The organism is Bdellovibrio sp. HCB274 (assembly GCF_047306075.1).
Taxonomy (GTDB): domain Bacteria; phylum Bdellovibrionota; class Bdellovibrionia; order Bdellovibrionales; family Bdellovibrionaceae; genus Bdellovibrio.
On record NZ_CP178623.1, the window covers coordinates 3,133,440 to 3,146,938 of the forward strand.

At 46.6% G+C, this 13,499-nt stretch carries 17 protein-coding genes; 9 read left to right on the forward strand and 8 right to left on the reverse strand.

Annotated elements, in window-relative coordinates:
- Positions 1-171 precede the first annotated feature (171 nt).
- The 5 genes from ACLWNV_RS15135 to ACLWNV_RS15155 all read left to right on the forward strand — a co-directional run bounded on the left by ACLWNV_RS15135 (position 172) and on the right by ACLWNV_RS15155 (position 4,474).
- Complete coding sequence (locus tag ACLWNV_RS15135; protein ID WP_413585278.1) at positions 172-1,680, forward strand: sensor histidine kinase; 1,509 nt, start codon at positions 172-174, stop codon at positions 1,678-1,680.
- An 83-nt stretch (positions 1,681-1,763) separates the two neighbouring features.
- The gene (gene dtd / locus ACLWNV_RS15140) at positions 1,764-2,201 is read left to right on the forward strand and encodes a D-aminoacyl-tRNA deacylase (RefSeq protein WP_413585279.1); all 438 of its coding nucleotides are present in this window, start codon (positions 1,764-1,766) and stop codon (positions 2,199-2,201) included.
- Positions 2,202-2,264: 63 nt separating this feature from the next.
- Positions 2,265-2,393 carry a hypothetical protein gene (locus tag ACLWNV_RS15145; RefSeq protein WP_413585280.1) on the forward strand — a complete coding sequence of 43 codons (129 nt, stop codon included), beginning with the start codon at positions 2,265-2,267 and terminating at the stop codon, positions 2,391-2,393.
- Positions 2,394-2,462: 69 nt separating this feature from the next.
- Complete coding sequence (locus tag ACLWNV_RS15150) at positions 2,463-3,596, forward strand: patatin-like phospholipase family protein (protein ID WP_413585281.1); 1,134 nt, start codon at positions 2,463-2,465, stop codon at positions 3,594-3,596.
- A 5-nt stretch (positions 3,597-3,601) separates the two neighbouring features.
- Positions 3,602-4,474 (forward strand): helix-turn-helix domain-containing protein, encoded by an 873-nt coding sequence (locus ACLWNV_RS15155; RefSeq protein ID WP_413585282.1) that lies wholly within the window; start codon positions 3,602-3,604, stop codon positions 4,472-4,474.
- Here the strand turns inward: ACLWNV_RS15155 and ACLWNV_RS15160 are convergent, their stop codons facing one another.
- Positions 4,475-4,660 (reverse strand): hypothetical protein, encoded by a 186-nt coding sequence (locus ACLWNV_RS15160; RefSeq protein ID WP_413585283.1) that lies wholly within the window; start codon positions 4,658-4,660, stop codon positions 4,475-4,477.
- 142 nt (positions 4,661-4,802) lie between these two features.
- On the opposite strand from ACLWNV_RS15160, the gene ACLWNV_RS15165 reads away from it, so the two are divergent.
- Positions 4,803-5,999, forward strand: a complete 1,197-nt coding sequence (locus ACLWNV_RS15165) for an exo-beta-N-acetylmuramidase NamZ domain-containing protein (RefSeq protein WP_413585284.1) — start codon at positions 4,803-4,805, stop codon at positions 5,997-5,999.
- A 273-nt stretch (positions 6,000-6,272) separates the two neighbouring features.
- Here the strand turns inward: ACLWNV_RS15165 and ACLWNV_RS15170 are convergent, their stop codons facing one another.
- Positions 6,273-7,271 carry an LLM class flavin-dependent oxidoreductase gene (locus ACLWNV_RS15170; protein ID WP_413585285.1) on the reverse strand — a complete coding sequence of 333 codons (999 nt, stop codon included), beginning with the start codon at positions 7,269-7,271 and terminating at the stop codon, positions 6,273-6,275.
- 87 nt (positions 7,272-7,358) lie between these two features.
- Between ACLWNV_RS15170 and ACLWNV_RS15175 the strand changes: the two genes are divergently transcribed.
- Positions 7,359-7,727, forward strand: coding sequence for a hypothetical protein (locus ACLWNV_RS15175; protein WP_413585286.1), 369 nt, complete (start codon positions 7,359-7,361; stop codon positions 7,725-7,727).
- On the opposite strand, the gene ACLWNV_RS15180 is transcribed toward ACLWNV_RS15175, so the two are convergent.
- The 6 genes from ACLWNV_RS15180 to ACLWNV_RS15205 all read right to left on the reverse strand — a co-directional run bounded on the left by ACLWNV_RS15180 (position 7,680) and on the right by ACLWNV_RS15205 (position 12,034).
- On the reverse strand, positions 7,680-8,447 hold the full coding sequence (locus ACLWNV_RS15180) for a rhomboid family intramembrane serine protease (protein WP_413585287.1): 768 nt from the start codon (positions 8,445-8,447) through the stop codon (positions 7,680-7,682). The two genes, ACLWNV_RS15175 and ACLWNV_RS15180, sit on opposite strands and share 48 nt — an antisense overlap.
- A gap of 119 nt (positions 8,448-8,566) precedes the next feature.
- Entirely contained in the window at positions 8,567-8,977 is a 411-nt protein-coding gene (locus ACLWNV_RS15185; RefSeq protein ID WP_413585288.1) for a hypothetical protein, read from the reverse strand.
- A gap of 15 nt (positions 8,978-8,992) precedes the next feature.
- Positions 8,993-9,490, reverse strand: coding sequence for a hypothetical protein (locus ACLWNV_RS15190; protein WP_413585289.1), 498 nt, complete (start codon positions 9,488-9,490; stop codon positions 8,993-8,995).
- 165 nt (positions 9,491-9,655) lie between these two features.
- Positions 9,656-10,312 carry a methyltransferase gene (locus ACLWNV_RS15195; protein WP_413585290.1) on the reverse strand — a complete coding sequence of 219 codons (657 nt, stop codon included), beginning with the start codon at positions 10,310-10,312 and terminating at the stop codon, positions 9,656-9,658.
- A 26-nt stretch (positions 10,313-10,338) separates the two neighbouring features.
- On the reverse strand, positions 10,339-11,487 hold the full coding sequence (locus ACLWNV_RS15200) for a CapA family protein (protein WP_413585291.1): 1,149 nt from the start codon (positions 11,485-11,487) through the stop codon (positions 10,339-10,341).
- Positions 11,488-11,494: 7 nt separating this feature from the next.
- Positions 11,495-12,034, reverse strand: a complete 540-nt coding sequence (locus tag ACLWNV_RS15205; protein ID WP_413585292.1) for a hypothetical protein — start codon at positions 12,032-12,034, stop codon at positions 11,495-11,497.
- 108 nt (positions 12,035-12,142) lie between these two features.
- On the opposite strand from ACLWNV_RS15205, the gene ACLWNV_RS15210 reads away from it, so the two are divergent.
- Both ACLWNV_RS15210 and ACLWNV_RS15215 read left to right on the forward strand, forming a co-directional pair.
- Positions 12,143-12,688, forward strand: a complete 546-nt coding sequence (locus tag ACLWNV_RS15210; protein ID WP_413585293.1) for a TIGR00730 family Rossman fold protein — start codon at positions 12,143-12,145, stop codon at positions 12,686-12,688.
- Positions 12,689-12,794: 106 nt separating this feature from the next.
- Entirely contained in the window at positions 12,795-13,439 is a 645-nt protein-coding gene (locus ACLWNV_RS15215) for a hypothetical protein (RefSeq protein WP_413585294.1), read from the forward strand.
- Positions 13,440-13,499: the final 60 nt, after the last annotated feature.

Genomic DNA, 13,499 nt, shown 5'->3' on the forward strand with positions numbered 1-13,499 from the left:
AAACTGGATTTCCTGAAACTGAATCCACTATTGATTTTTACAGCCATTCACTCAGCTCTGTGTGAAGGTTTCTTCAAACGTTTTAATGGAACACAAACTTCGACTAGACTTGTTACTTTTTTATTACATTCGCAGTTGCTTAAACACTGTGAGGGTTGTTATTCAATTTGTATGAGCACAAAAACAAATCAAACCGAAGTCTTATTGGAAGAGAACGATCAAACAACGGAAGTGTCGCCCTCAGAGAAAAAGTCGACATTCGAAAAGAAAGCTCTGCTGGTCTTATCTGTCGTCTTTGCGGCAGTGTTGATTGGAGCGTGGGGCTACGCAATGCGCGTGCAACAAGGTGTTGCATCTAACAGCGTGACTACACACGCTGACCCCGGCGCATTGATCGAGATCGAACGTATGCGGGGCATTGCATCTTCTCAGCTGGATAACAGCCGCGCTTACTTCCTCTTAGGTTCCCAAAATATTTATGATAAACAAAAAAAGGAAAAGGAAACACTGGCGGAAGCTTTGACGGCTTTCGATAAGCAGCACAACCTTCCCGGAGTTTCTGAAGTTGTGAAACGACTTCAGGACATTCAAAACAAAAATCAGGAGTTCTTTGACCAGGCCATTGAACATCGCGATAAGAAAACTGAATCACGCATCGTAGGTCAGTTCTATCAGGCCAGATCCAATCCTCTTCGCTCCCAATTCAACGAAGCTTTCGATGACATGGCCCACTTGCACCAGGTGCAAATCGACAAAGCCCAGGAAGAAATTCGTGAAGCTGCAGCTCAGGCTGAAATCCAGATTCCATTTGGTATGACATGGCTTTCCGGATCACTGGTATTCATTTTCATCAGTATGGGCTTCCTGGTAGTGCGTCTGTTGCGCAAACAGTCCTTCCAACTGGCTCAGCAAAAACGTCTTTATGACGAAGCCAAAAAAGCCGTTCAGGATCGGGACGAGACTTTGTTTGCGATTTCCCACGATCTTCAGGATTCTTTGAACATGATCTCCTCTACGGCCGAGCGCATGGCAACCACTCCGCAAGGACTGGATATCGTTGAGAGCGGTGAACTTATGAAGTCCACTGTGGTCACGATCGAAGGCTTGATCAAAGATATTCGCGATCAAAAGAATACTGAAATGCATGGTCTGACTTTGCGTATGGATCAATTATCCGTCGACAATGTTTTGGACAGCGCCCGTCTGCAAATGGCTCCATTGGCAAAACAACATGATGTTCGTCTGCAAATCGACAGTGTCAACCCTCCCGTCCTGGCATTCTATGATAACGAACGCGTGCTGCGTGTCCTTGCGAATCTGATTGGTAACGCGATCAAATTCAGTCCTAAAGGTGAAAAGGTGGTTGTGAAAGTTCGCAGTGATCAGAAATACGTTAATATTTCGGTCATCGATAGCGGACCTGGCATCCCTGCAAATCAACTGCCGACCATCTTTGAAAACTTCTGGCAGGCAAAAAAGACTGCAGATAAGGGCGCGGGCCTGGGCCTGGCAATCGTAAAAACGATTGTTGAAGCGCACGGAGGCACAGTACAAATCCAAAGCCAAACGGGCCGAGGAACCACAGTGACTTTCTCTCTTCCGCGACGACGCCCGGTGGGTGCTTCGCTTAAGAAACCTAACGTAATAGTGAAAAGTAACCACGCACCAGAGTGGCAATAAAAAAAGGGAGCTTATAGCTCCCTTTTTTTGACTTCGCTAACGGCCTGATGAAAGATCAAATCCTCAACGAAAAGGTTTAGATCATGAAGGCCGTAGTTCAAAGAGTTCTCTCCGCATCTGTCACCGTGGACGGAAAAATCATTTCCTCCATCGGCCCCGGCTTTCTGACACTTCTTGGAGTCGCCAAAGGTGACACCGAACAACAACTCCAAAAACTAATCACCAAGATCGCTGATCTGCGTGTGTTTCCAGATCAGGAAGGCAAGATGAACCTGTCGCTGAAAGAGGTTGCTGGTGAACATCTTTTGGTATCCCAATTTACCCTTTTAGGTGACACATCAAAAGGCAAACGTCCCAGTTTTATTGGTGCTGAATCACCGGCCTTGGCCGAACCGCTGTACAAAAAAGGATTGGAACTGAGTCAATCCCTGGGAATTCCAACTCAAGGCGGCATCTTTGGAGCAGACATGAAAATTCAACTGCTTAACGACGGTCCCGTAACATTGCTCCTTGAAGTTTAACTGTTTCCCAAGATATTTTGTTTCAAGACGAAAATTCGCCCCTCAGCGGAACAGGAAGAGCCTATGGAACTAGATCCAAAATCAGAACCCGAATCCAAGCAAATTTACGTTCTGGTTGGAACCATCACCGCCATTCTTTTGGGTTTTCTCGCATTAGCTATTCTCATCTATCTTTACTGGGTGCTTCCTTAGCAGAACCTGGACCAAAGACGGGGCCATTCGCTTTCAGATCCCTCCACGAAATTCCGATAAATACCCTGTATGAAAAAGTCAGGGTTAGTATTATCAGGCGGCGGTGCGCGAGGTGCTTATCAGGCAGGTGTCCTGGTTGCAGTTTATGAAATTGCGCAGGCCTCGGGCATTCCTTTGAAACTGGATTTTCTGTCTGGTGTAAGTGCCGGCGCCATCAACGCCAGTTCCCTGGCAAGCAATGCTCACGACTATAAATATGCCACCGAATCCCTGGCAAGACTGTGGAGCGAAGTTCATTTCGATCAGGTGTTTTCAACTGATTCCCTCACTATGGGAAAAATCGGCATTCAATGGTTAAAAGAGATTTCCTTGGGCGGCATTACCGGCACAACACCGGGACGCGGCTTGTTGGATACGACTCCCCTTCGCGGACTGATCAGTCGCAATATGAACTATGAACAAGTTCAATCAAATATCGACGCTGGTCACCTTGAGGCTTTGTGTATTACCTCTATCGATTATGCAAAATCTGCGACGACGACATTCGTGCAAAGCAAGAATAGTGTAAATTCCTGGGACAAGGGCCGCAAGCGCAGCGAATTCAGTCCGATTAATACAGAACACATCATGGCGTCATCGGCTATTCCCCTTTTGTTTCCTCCAATTAAAGTAAATGAACGCTTCTTTGGTGACGGAGCTGTTCGTAACCACGCGCCGTGCAGCCCGACTATTTATTTGGGCGCGGAAAAACTAATGGTGATTGGTGTGCGACTGCAAAGTTCGACTGCTTATGATTTGCATGCAGAAAGCACGGACACTGCACCAAGTTTGGCCCGTGTGATCAATACGATTTTGAATGGTGTCCTGCTGGATGCCGTCGAGCAGGACGTCGAAAAACTGCGTCGTTTGAATGAATACGCCTCGGCCATCACTCCCGAGCAACAACGTAAGGTGTCCCTGCGCCCGCTGGATTACCTGTTCATTTCTCCGTCTGAAGATATCGGCGAAATGGCCGTGCAAAAAGCCGCAAAACTTCCCCGCGTTATTCGCTACCTTATGAAAGGTTTGGGAAGTTTGCAGGATGCCAGCGAGATCATCAGTTATTTGATGTTTGATCCAACATTCTGCTCGGATCTGATAGAAATAGGCCGCAAAGATGGCTATGCTCAAAAGGAAGAAATTATTAAATTCCTTTTGAAATAGGTTTCATGAGCGCCAAATCGGATTTACTAAAAAAACGACATCCACTGGAATCCCTGGGGGTAAAGATGGTTCGCCGCGGAGACATCCGGGTCGAACGCCTCAAAGACCGTGTTATCCCCAAGGTCGCCTTTCCCCACAAACATGATTTTTATCAAATCGTGATCGTGCATAAATCCCAAGGATGGCACGAAATCGATTTTAACACTTACCCGGTTAAGGGCGGTCAGGCTTTCTTTATAAAGCCCGGCCAGATGCATGGATGGAAACTTGCCAGGAACTCGCAAGGTTTCGTGATCGAATACACCGAAGAGTCCTTTAACAAGAATCTTTTGGGCGGATTAAATCTTCCGCAACACAGCCGCCACGTCCCTGATCATTTTAAAATTCCCAGTGGCAACAGTGCATTTTCCGAAAGTTTTTTGAAACTGATGGAATCCGAATTCCTGCAGCAGGGTGATAATTTTGAACTCAGTCTGCAAAGCTATCTTAGCTTAATTTTACTGGAAGCTTTACGCGTAACTAAAGCTGCGGATCGCGAGCTTGGAAAAAACGACGACGTCGTGACCCGCTTTGCTGATCTGGTGGAGGAATTCTTTCAGGAAAAACATCAGGTGGAGTTTTACGCTGCCCGCCTGAAATTAACTCCCAAGTCCCTTTCTGCAAAAGTGCAAAAGGAACTGGATATTTCTGCCAAGGAATACATTCTGAACCGCTGCCTGCTGGAGGCAAAACGCCTGCTGTCGTATTCTGATTTAAGTGTTTCCGAAATTGGCTACAACTTAGGCTTTGAAGATCCGAACTATTTCAGCCGGTTTTTGAAAAAGAATATGAAAATCAGCGCTGGGAAGTTTCGCAAAACCTCGCAGCCAAGCCGTTAATTAAAACTTGTCCGTGATATGCGCCGGGGCATCTGCACCCTCGCCATGACTTTTTTCCGTGTTCAGTGCCACCTTGCCAGTGATCCCGACCCACTCTGGAAAAAAGAAGGCCAGCACGGCATAAGCCAGAAAACTGAATATTGAGATGATTATCGCTCCGCCGATGACCCACATTGTGCTGTCCATATAGGGCTCCTGTTGGATTCTATTGTGCCGGATTATTGTGATTTTGGCCATGGAACAATTCCTCCGGGACTAGCACAAATTTCCCATTTGAATCGTCCTTGGGATTGGGTTTACAATTTTGCTTTAACAAGGAAGTTAACAAATGAAATTGGGTATCGAGGTTCTGCTTTCCGATGCAAAAATGCTGAAATCACTTAAAGGAAAGCGCGTAGGACTGGTCTGCCATCCAGCCAGTGTGAATGAAAATCTGGAACACAGCCTGGACCTGCTTTCCAAAAAAATCAAACTTTCCTGTGCCTTTGGTCCCCAACACGGTGTGCGCGGTGATAAACAGGACAACATGATTGAAAGTCCTGATTTTGTCGACCCGGTTCACAAAATCCCTATCTTCAGTCTTTACGGCGAAGTTCGCAGACCCACACCTGAAATGATGAGCCATTTTGATGTTCTGTTGTTTGATCTACAGGACTTGGGTTGCCGTATTTATACTTTTATCACGACATTGCTTTATGTGATGGAAGAGTGCGCAAAGCTGGGTAAAACCATCATCATCCTGGATCGCCCCAATCCAGCGGGACGCCCTATTGAAGGTTTCAAAATGCTTCCAGGCTGGGAATCATTTGTCGGAGCTGCACCCATTCCGATGCGCCACGGTCTGACTGTGGGAGAGCTCGCTTTGTACTTTGCTGATTTCTATAAAATGGATCTGGATCTGCATGTCGTAAAAATGAAGGGCTATGCGCCGAATAAAGCGCCAGGCTTTGGCTGGGACATCAAACGTCCATGGGTGAATCCTTCACCGAATGCAGCCACTTTGAATATGGCACGAGCTTATCCAGGGACTGTTCTAATTGAAGGTACAACATTATCTGAAGGCCGCGGTACCACACGCGCTTTGGAAGTGATTGGAGCTTCAGACATTGATTTCAGCGAAGTTCTGACTCGCATGAAAAAGAAAGCGCCGCAGTGGCACAAAGGTGTGCTCCTGCGCGAGTGTTACTTCGAACCAACGTTCCACAAACACGTTGGCAAACTTTGTCACGGATTCCAGTTCCATACTGATGTTACTGCTTACAAGCACGAAGTCTTTAAACCATTCCGTTTAACAGCCTTGATGCTAAAAGTGATTCGGGAAATGCATCCTCAGTATCCGATTTATCGTGATTTCGCCTACGAGTACGTCAAAAACCGTTTGGCATTTGATGTGATCAACGGCGGACCTGCATTGAAAAACTGGATTGAAGATAAGAAAGCCACACCAAAAGATCTGGATCAGGCTTTGGCTAAAGATGAAAAAAGCTGGGCCAAGGAAAGAAAGAAATATCTGCTGTATAAGTAAGAATAAAAAAAGCCCGGTTACAAACCGGGCTTTTTATTTATTATCCAACAATAATGGTAGGAGCACTTCCACCTCCGTTCGCCGCAATCGAATACTCAATCACTTGCAAACTTCTTAAAAGCTTCCGGCGCAAGATACGATCTGCAACAGACGCCTCCGTCACTGAATACGCTAACTGACTCCCTAATACTGCCGCTAAAATAAAGAACCGCATCCTTGGCCCCCTTTCCTGTTTATAAGACAGGGCCCTCCCGGCTTCCGGTTAAAAAAAGATCAGTTTTGCATCAGCTGCGATATAAGCTCAAACGAGCGCAGACGATCACGATGTTCGTACTGATCTGAAACAATCATCAATTCATCCGCCTGGGTGGCATTAATAAATTCCTGAAGTTTGCGTTTCACCGTTTCAGGTCCACCGATGATAGCGGTCGCCAGTCGCGATTTTACTAATTGCTCTTCGGCGACTGTCCAGTATGCCGCCATCGAATCCACCGGTGGTTCCAGGTTAACCCGCTGATTGCGAATGATTCCAAGGAACCTGCGCATCACCGTGGTTGAAAGTTTTTGCGCCTGCTCGTCCGTATCGGCAGCTACGATTTGAATGCCCAACATGACGTAAGGTTTTTTTAAATGTTCTGAAGCCTGAAAACCCGCGCGATAAATTTTAATCGCTTCCATCATTTCGTCCGGCGCAAAATGTCCTGCGAATGAATATGGCAAACCTAAATAAGCTGCCAATTGCGCACTGTAAAGTGATGAACCTAAAATCCAGAAAGGAACATTCACACCGGCTCCAGGAATTGCGCGCACTTTTTGATCTGCGGCTGACTCTTTGAAGTATCCCTGCAGTTCCAAAACCAGTTCACCGAAATCAGGTTCGCGCCTTAGATCCCGACGCAAAGCCCGCATCGTTAAACCATCTGTACCCGGAGCACGTCCCAATCCCAGATCAATGCGACCAGGATAAAGTGTGCCCAAAGTACCAAACTGTTCTGCAATCACCAGCGGCGCATGATTCGGAAGCATGATCCCGCCCGAGCCCACACGAATGCTGGAGGTGCCGCCTGCGATGTACCCAATCAATACTGATGTGGCACTGCTGGCAATACCTTCCAGGTTATGATGCTCGGCCAGCCAGTAGCGAGTAAATCCCCATTTTTCAGCGTGGCGTGCTAAATCCAGAGAATTGTGAAACGAATCTGCCACTGACTTTCCCTGTGCAATAGAAGCCAAATCCAGAATCGAGTATTTTGTTTCAGACAGAGTTTTCATATTTGTAATTCCTCATTCAGCTCTTTACGCTTTGTAATTCTGCAAATTAAGTGTAGATCGACATCTCAAAATCAAAAGAGGCAAATCATGAAAACACTTATCGCTGCACTTATTCTTTCATTTGGTTTCCTGGGCACTGCTCAAGCGAATCAATGGACCCATGTTCTAACAACAACTATCACGACGCAATCGCCTGACTATAAAGACATTCTGATCCACAACCGCGGCACTTATTCTCAGATCATGGTTGAAGTAGGATCCAAAGCTCACATCGAGCGTATCGACACTATTTCTCACATCCTTTGGGGCAAACCTGTTTCTGGTATCGAAGGCGTTTACGCGGCTGGCGAATCCAAGACTGCTTACTTCGGTCCTTCCAAAGTTCGCTTCCTGCGCATTTACGTCACTTCAATTCCTTTCGGAATGCCCGTGCCCGTGCGTGTGTGGATGAGATAGTCCCAAGTTCGCGTCATGAAGTGGGTGATGATGAACTTCGTAAGGGTGATGCAAAACATTGCCCTCTGAGTCCACCCACTCGTATTGAACTGCCTTCTTAAATTCTTTTCTCTTAATCGCATAATAGACCAGCGCAAATCCAATTCCCAAAACGAATCCCACAAAGTGCGCACTGTAGCTGATTTGTGGATCGAATGCCGAAGTCGGCATAAAGACAGACAAACCCACTCCTACGGATCGAAGCCCACGCTGCACGTGAGATCTTTTTTCATCCAGAAGCCAGTAGAGTGTTAACCAGGCTCCACCCATCCAATAGACAACGCCTGAAGCCCCTAGCAATGTGACTTCCGGTGGATAACCTTTTAGGACGATGAGGTTTGTGATGCCGCCAAAGAATAAAGCTGCGGTGGGAAACATCCACAAGCCAAAATAGCCGACCAACAAATATCCCAACACGAAAAACAAAATCATATTGTTCAGCAAATGCCCGATATCTGCGTGGGACATCAGAGCGGTCCACAGTCGCCAGATTTGCTTCTTTTCAAAGATAGTTTGACCGGATGCTGCCATCCATTGATCGGCATTGAAAAATCCATTCCAGTAGCTAATAGCGCCGATCACCAGGATTAATACCGTTAAGGCCGATATGAATCCTGCTAATGGCGAAGGTCGGTTGCTAAGCCAGGTGGCTCGCACGTTCTTCCAGACAGTCTGCTCCATCCATCCTCCACAGGGTTGTCCTTAATTCTGAGTCCGTTCCCGATGAAGTCAAGGCGCACAAAAATAAAAGGGCCGCCTATATTGGCAGCCCTTTGTGATTTTGATTTGAAGTCCGTAACTTACGGATTGTAAGTGTGGTGACTGCTTTCCTTGGCATCGAACAAAGCTTTGATATAAGCCGCTGCTGTCGCGTTGTCGTTATTCTGCAAAGAAGTCTGAATTTGTACTGCCAAGCCCATCGCATACTGGATGTGCTGTTGGTAGTTTTGCCAAACAGCCGGGCGCTGATCCTCGGGCCATCTGTTCAAAATTTCCGGAACCTTTTGCAGATTCGCCTGAAGCAACAAAGCAATCTGATTTGCATAGACCGCGTTTTGTTGGTTTTGTGCAGGATCGTTAACAGTGGCTTTGATTGATTTAGCCATCTTTTCGATTTCCATCATGTCCTGCTTAATGCTGGTAACTTCAGCGTAAGCGGCAACAACAACCACAGATAATGCTACGAAAATAGAAACTAGAATTTTGCGCATGGAATTTTCCTCTGACTAAATTTTCTTGTGAGCTTTGTTGATCTTGTCGTTGATTTCCTGGTTTTTCTCAACGATCGCAGCGTAGTCACGTTCTGCTTCAGGTGTTGCCAGGGTTTTCGTCAACAAGTCGCGGTATTCCACCAGAGCATCACGGAAATCCTCCATGAAGTACAGGTAGTATTCTTTAAGTTCTTGTTTGGCTTTTGGATCAGTGATCAATGCACCTTTGGAAGGAAGAACGGGTTCTGCAGGATTTACCATTACTGCTTCTGCACAGGCGATAGTGATATTCAAACCTGCGATACCTTTTTCGATATCCTGGTCAGTGACCTTGTCCCAAGGATCGCCGATTTTGCGGGCCACAGTTTCAGCATCAGTAAAATACTTACCGAAGTTGCGCATAACACGGTTGATAGTTAATTCTGTTTCACCATTACGCAGTGGGCACGTCACCTGAGCCATAGACAAGGCCGGCATCAATAAAGCCATCGCTAGAACGATTCGAGAAATCATGGGCATCCCTTCGCTAAAACTGTGGAATGCTAGTAACTGAGGCAGCCTTGGATGTCATGCCGGGCCCGAACCATCCGGCTAATTGAAAACCAACTGGATAAAAAGCATGGAAAAAATTCCCGGTTTTCCAGTCTTAACATGTATTTAGCAAGGATTTACGGATTCTCAATTGGCCTTGCGAATCTCAAGCAGGCTGGTTCCACGAATATCCCCCAGGATTTCCAGACTCATCACCGAAGACAGATGTTGGCCCGCCAGATGAAAGGCACTCCATCCATGTTGGCGTTGTTCACGCAACAAAACATAAGCCCGCCCGCCAGGACGCAAAGAGTTCTCTATCCCACGCATCAGATTTGAAAAATCCGAGTCGATGAAAAAGCGGCAGCGGTTTTTAAAATCCGACGGCGACAAGGTTCCCTGATCGCGATGAAAATAAGGTGGATTGCACAAAATCAGATCGTAGTGATTTTTATAAGCGTCCGATTGAAGGGCATCATAGTTCACTCCCAAAAACCGCAATGCCGTTTTACCATCCACAACGTTCGCCGAGTTTTTATCAAAGTGAGGCTGATAGATATCCGCCTGAACTTCCAGGAAATCAAAGGAGCGGGGAACTACGCCGCGCTCTTTTTGATTATGAAAAAGATAATCCAATCCAATAATACCGCAACCCGCACACAGATCCAGACATGCTGACGGACTCAGCCCCTCGTCGCGATAAATTTCATAAACTTGTCGCGCCAGAAAAACTGAGTCATGGGAAAAATGATACTCCTCGGGCTGAGAGTATTCGAAGGTGTAGTGCGGATTGATTGATGACATTCAATAACTGTATCCCCGAGTGTCCTCTAAGGCAACGATCCACACAGTTTTAATCCCAATGCTTCGTTTATATCCAAAAATCGCTGATTTCCATAATGTTGGCTTAGGTAATTCAGAACCGCCCGGTCCCCGCCTGCTCCCACGGGATAAATTTTAGTTCCGTTGCGAACCGTGGGAGTGTACGCCACACCAGTAATTTGCGTTTTACCCTGGTCGTTTTTAGTCAAACCCAGATACATCACCGCTGAGGCTTTGCGAGCAACATCTTTTTGTCCGGCAACGAAGTTCCCCAATGAATATACGATGAAAGTCTCACGTCCATCGCTGGTCACATACTTATCCCAAGGCTGTAAAACATGGGGATGCGAACCGATAACAGCCACGGCACCTGCTTCCAAAAATCTTTTTGCACCGGCAATCTGGCGCGCATGTGGAGTCTGTTTGTATTCATCTCCCCAATGCGGATAGACAATCACCGCATCAACATCAGAACGCTTGGAAAGTGCTTTGATCTGGTTTTCGGTCTCCGGTTTAAAACAATTTAAAACCTGAGCTTTGGAATCACCTCGTCCATTAGTTGATTCTGTACAGCCAAGAAATGCAACATTGATCCCGCGAATGGAAATCACTTTCGCGAAACCAGCATTGCGCTCTTGTGAGTGTCGAACACCTATGGTCGAAATGCCATAACTGCGAGCGGCCACGACCGTTCTGTCAATGCCGATCGATCCACGGTCCAAGGCATGATTATTTGCCAGAGTTAAAAGATCAATGCCACTGTTCTTAAGGTTGTCCAGAATTCGAGGATGATAGTTGAAAAGAAAATTGGTGCCTGAATAAACGCGGTCATCATAGATAAAACCCACGTCACCCCAATCCCGGCCCTGGGAATCAATACCCATGGCCGCGGGTCCCTCAAGGTTCGCGACCGAGTAGTGAGCTTTTGCGAACAAAGGATTGATCGGTCGCCAGATTTGGGAAAAATCCTTGGTCTCGCGAACCACCGCCTGATACAGCATCTTGTGAATCAGAATGTCGCCGACAAATGAAATCGCGGCAAAGGGCAGATTCGCCTCGCATTTGCCACTGAAGTTTAAATCCCGACCTTGAGCAAACCCTAGTGATGGAAAAATCCCCAGCAATACTGCCAGGGATTTCTTAAGATTGTTTTTCATTTTTTAATTAAGCCTCTGATGAGTTACGACGATCCCGGGCCACCTGCCCCTTGCGCGAACGAGCGCTGGAGTAACCGGCAATTCTTTTACCCACTGTTTTCGTGGCATTTCGGTTCTCGCGCGGAATTGTCGTGCTTTGTTCATACATCGCACCCTGTTTTTTAAGACGGAATGCTTCGCGCGGTTCGTCCTTCAAATTCAAATGCCTTTTAGGTTGCTCGGTCATGCTCTTTTTACCGCGGGCTGCTTTGGCTTTACGTTTTTCAATGCGCTCTTTATTCAGCACCCGGTCAAAGCGATCCAGGGTTTTTTCCATGCTACGCAAACGAAAGTTCACTTCCCGGGACGCTGCGAGATCATCTGATTTCGTGCGAGCAGATTTACGATGACGTTTGATCAACTCGACCGTGCGAGCCCGAGCCTTCTTGACTCTTTCGCGAGGAATTTTTTTTAGGTCTGAGGCCTGACCTTGCGAGAACAATTTAAATTCAGCTTTAGTTAATCTTTTTTGAGCTGCCTTTTGGGAAGCGGACATTGTCGTTGCCATACCTACTCCTTGTTTGGTCGAATTAAATAATACGAGCAAGCTTTGCGGAGACCCTATTTAAAGTATCGGCTTTGTTGGAAAGCATGCTGTAACACCAAGAGGATCACGATGAAAATCAAAAGAATTTGCGTTTATTGCGGAGCGAACCCTGGAAACAAACCCGAATACGGGGAAGCCGCGCGCCAGCTGGGGTATCTATTAGCAGATCACAAAATTGAACTTGTCTATGGTGGCGGCAAAGTCGGACTGATGGGAATCATCGCCAATGCAGTTCTGGAAAAAGGCGGATTGGTGACAGGAATTATTCCGCAAAAATTGGTTGAGCTTGAACAAGCTCATCAAGGATTGACGGATCTTCGCATCGTTAATGATATGCACGAACGCAAAGCCACGATGGCTTCACTGTCAGACGGTTTCATCGCTTTACCCGGCGGCTTTGGCACTCTGGAAGAGCTTTTCGAGGTATTGACCTGGTCACAAATTGGTTATCATCAAAAACCCATTGCCCTGGTTAACGTGCTAAGATTTTTTGACAATCTCGAACTTTTTGTCACCCATGCAACTTCTACAGGTTTGTTGAGGTCGGAATACTCAAAATTTTTTCAGCTGAAAAACTCGCCTGAAGAAGCTTTAAAAGCAATACTTTCCAAATAGAGCCCGGGAACCCTTATTCTTATGGCAGATGTAAGGGCTGTTCCCTAAACTATTTCAAATTTGCAATTGGTGTTGCGATGATTTGTTTAGTAATTAAATCACCGCAATGAAATTTATTTTAAAAGATGAACCCTACATTCAAAGTTATCGCCAAGATCTGGAAGAGCTATCTCAGGTCCTTGAAGCCTTTGGCTATAAGGTTGCCCCTTATGGGGATCCGGCTCTTAATTCTTATAGAGACCTCTTGCCGGAGGCCCGTCAGCAGGTGGCCCGGGCTCTTAATGCCTATGTGGGCGCTTTAAAGGCCGAGCTTGAGACCGGTAGCTATAAAATCGACCGCTTCGTTGTGCAGTTCCTGTTCCGCATCGGGCAGGCCCCGAGCTCGGACCTGTCAGATCTTCTAAAAGGCGAACGCTTCATCCAGATTTACAACCGCGACAACCTGCAGATCTTCCGCAGCCTGGCTTGCTATGAGCGCTGTTCTTTCACTTTAGAGCAATTGACCAGCCGAACTTGGATTGAGCTTTGGGATCGGGACGTTATGTTCAATGCTGCCTTTTTAAAAATGGCTCAAAACATGAGATCCGTGATGAAGTTTTGTGCATTTAAATTTGATTTCCCCTCGCACGTGGTGACTGAGATCGATTCAGCGATGGAGTTTTCATTCCGTTATAAGCTTAAAACCGTGTGTGGACTGACTCGTCAGAATCAAATCCAATCAGCCCTCCTTATTGAGGACTGGGAGTTTTAAAAATCACTGTAATTTTGGGAAGATAAGCCTTTTAGGGTTGCGGTTTGGACGCATACCCTG

Excerpts from the sequence above, each read along its gene's own strand:
- ACLWNV_RS15135 (WP_413585278.1), top strand. The coding sequence starts at position 172 with ATGAGCACAAAAACAAATCAAACCGAAGTCTTATTGGAAGAGAACGAT.
- dtd (WP_413585279.1), top strand. The coding sequence starts at position 1,764 with ATGAAGGCCGTAGTTCAAAGAGTTCTCTCCGCATCTGTCACCGTGGAC.
- ACLWNV_RS15145 (WP_413585280.1), top strand. The coding sequence starts at position 2,265 with ATGGAACTAGATCCAAAATCAGAACCCGAATCCAAGCAAATTTACGTT.
- ACLWNV_RS15150 (WP_413585281.1), top strand. The coding sequence starts at position 2,463 with ATGAAAAAGTCAGGGTTAGTATTATCAGGCGGCGGTGCGCGAGGTGCT.
- ACLWNV_RS15155 (WP_413585282.1), top strand. The coding sequence starts at position 3,602 with ATGAGCGCCAAATCGGATTTACTAAAAAAACGACATCCACTGGAATCC.
- ACLWNV_RS15160 (WP_413585283.1), bottom strand. The coding sequence starts at position 4,660 with ATGGACAGCACAATGTGGGTCATCGGCGGAGCGATAATCATCTCAATA.
- ACLWNV_RS15165 (WP_413585284.1), top strand. The coding sequence starts at position 4,803 with ATGAAATTGGGTATCGAGGTTCTGCTTTCCGATGCAAAAATGCTGAAA.
- ACLWNV_RS15170 (WP_413585285.1), bottom strand. The coding sequence starts at position 7,271 with ATGAAAACTCTGTCTGAAACAAAATACTCGATTCTGGATTTGGCTTCT.
- ACLWNV_RS15175 (WP_413585286.1), top strand. The coding sequence starts at position 7,359 with ATGAAAACACTTATCGCTGCACTTATTCTTTCATTTGGTTTCCTGGGC.
- ACLWNV_RS15180 (WP_413585287.1), bottom strand. The coding sequence starts at position 8,447 with ATGGAGCAGACTGTCTGGAAGAACGTGCGAGCCACCTGGCTTAGCAAC.
- ACLWNV_RS15185 (WP_413585288.1), bottom strand. The coding sequence starts at position 8,977 with ATGCGCAAAATTCTAGTTTCTATTTTCGTAGCATTATCTGTGGTTGTT.
- ACLWNV_RS15190 (WP_413585289.1), bottom strand. The coding sequence starts at position 9,490 with ATGATTTCTCGAATCGTTCTAGCGATGGCTTTATTGATGCCGGCCTTG.
- ACLWNV_RS15195 (WP_413585290.1), bottom strand. The coding sequence starts at position 10,312 with ATGTCATCAATCAATCCGCACTACACCTTCGAATACTCTCAGCCCGAG.
- ACLWNV_RS15200 (WP_413585291.1), bottom strand. The coding sequence starts at position 11,487 with ATGAAAAACAATCTTAAGAAATCCCTGGCAGTATTGCTGGGGATTTTT.
- ACLWNV_RS15205 (WP_413585292.1), bottom strand. The coding sequence starts at position 12,034 with ATGGCAACGACAATGTCCGCTTCCCAAAAGGCAGCTCAAAAAAGATTA.
- ACLWNV_RS15210 (WP_413585293.1), top strand. The coding sequence starts at position 12,143 with ATGAAAATCAAAAGAATTTGCGTTTATTGCGGAGCGAACCCTGGAAAC.
- ACLWNV_RS15215 (WP_413585294.1), top strand. The coding sequence starts at position 12,795 with ATGAAATTTATTTTAAAAGATGAACCCTACATTCAAAGTTATCGCCAA.